Genomic DNA, 1,530 nt, shown 5'->3' on the forward strand with positions numbered 1-1,530 from the left:
ACCAGGAGCGTTGAGTTGAGTCAGATGAGCCAGGCCGCACAGAACCTGAACTGGCTGATCACCAATTTCGTGGACAACACCCCAGGGGTGTCCCACACAGTGGTGGTCTCCGCCGACGGGCTCCTGCTCGCCATGTCCGAAGGCTTCCCCCGCGACCGCGCCGACCAGCTCGCCGCCGTCGCCTCCGGCCTCACCTCGCTCACCTCCGGCGCCAGCCGGATCTTCGAGGGCGGCGACGTCAACCAGACCGTCGTCGAAATGGAACGAGGCTTCCTCTTCCTCATGGCAGTCAGCGACGGCTCCTCCCTCGCCGTCCTCGCCTCCCCCGACTCCGACATCGGCCTGGTCGGCTACGAAATGGCCCTCCTCGTCGACCGCGCCGGAGCCGTCCTCACCCCCGCCCTGCGCGCCGAACTCCAAGGCAGCCTCCTGCACTGACAGGCCTTCACGTCACTCTCCGCCGGGCCCGCCCACACACGGGCCCGGCGGTCAACCCCCGACAGCTGACGCATCTTCAGCCGCAGCGCTAGGAGGATCCGCATGACCCCGCCCCCGACACCGGCCGGCTCGTACGGCAACGGGTACGGCTCCGGTTACGGCGACCAGAACAACGGTGGCTACGAGCAGCAGCCGCTGGTGCGCCCCTACGCCATGACCGGTGGCCGCACCCGTCCGCGGTACCAGCTCGCCATCGAGGCCCTGATCTCGACCACCGCGTCGGCCGGCCGCACCGGCGGCCTGCTGCCCGAGCACCAGCGGATCGTCGCGCTGTGCCAGGAGGTCAAGTCGGTCGCCGAGATCTCGGCCCTGGCCGGGGTGCCGCTGGGGGTGGCGCGGATCCTCGTGGCCGACCTCGCCGAAGCCGGCCTGGTCGCCATCCACCAGCCCGCCGCCGCCGGCGAGTCGGGCGGAACGCCGGACGTCACGCTGCTCGAAAGGGTCCTCAGTGGACTTCGCAAGCTCTAGCCCCGCGGCCACCCGCGCCACCACCTCCGCGAAGATCGTCGTCGCCGGCGGCTTCGGCGTGGGCAAGACCACCCTCGTCGGCGCCGTCTCCGAGATCAACCCGCTGCGCACCGAAGCCGTCATGACCTCGGCCTCCGCCGGCATCGACGACCTCACCCACACCGCCGGCAAGACCACCACCACGGTCGCCATGGACTTCGGCCGAATCACCCTCGACGAAGACCTCATCCTCTACCTCTTCGGCACCCCCGGCCAGGACCGCTTCTGGTTCATGTGGGACGACCTCGTCCGCGGCGCCATCGGCGCCGTCGTCCTCGTCGACACCCGCCGCCTCGCCGACTGCTTCCCCGCCCTCGACTACTTCGAGAACAGCGGGCTCCCCTTCGTCGTCGCCCTCAACGGCTTCGACGGACACCAGCCCCACACCCCCGACGAAGTCCGCGAAGCACTCCAACTCGGACCCGACACCCCCATCATCACCCTCGACGCCCGCCGACGAGACAGCGCCAAAAGCGCCCTCATCACCCTCGTCGAACACGCCCTCCTCGCCCGCCTGCGCTGATC

3 protein-coding genes are annotated in these 1,530 nt (G+C 70.0%); all 3 read left to right on the top strand.

Annotated elements, in window-relative coordinates; all coding sequences use genetic code 11:
- Positions 1–24: 24 nt before the first annotated feature.
- The 3 genes from AC060L_RS37285 (at position 25) to AC060L_RS37295 (ending at position 1,528) form a co-directional block, all read left to right on the top strand.
- The gene (locus AC060L_RS37285) at positions 25–438 is read left to right on the top strand and encodes a roadblock/LC7 domain-containing protein (RefSeq protein ID WP_035797811.1); all 414 of its coding nucleotides are present in this window, start codon (positions 25–27) and stop codon (positions 436–438) included.
- Positions 439–540: 102 nt separating this feature from the next.
- Positions 541–966, top strand: a complete 426-nt coding sequence (locus AC060L_RS37290; RefSeq protein WP_483803426.1) for a DUF742 domain-containing protein — start codon at positions 541–543, stop codon at positions 964–966.
- Entirely contained in the window at positions 947–1,528 is a 582-nt protein-coding gene (locus AC060L_RS37295) for a GTP-binding protein (protein WP_110673255.1), read from the top strand. Before AC060L_RS37290 ends, AC060L_RS37295 begins: the two co-directional genes overlap by 20 nt.
- The last annotated feature ends 2 nt before the right edge of the window (positions 1,529–1,530 follow it).

Source organism: Kitasatospora sp. NEAU-69 (assembly GCF_057158765.1).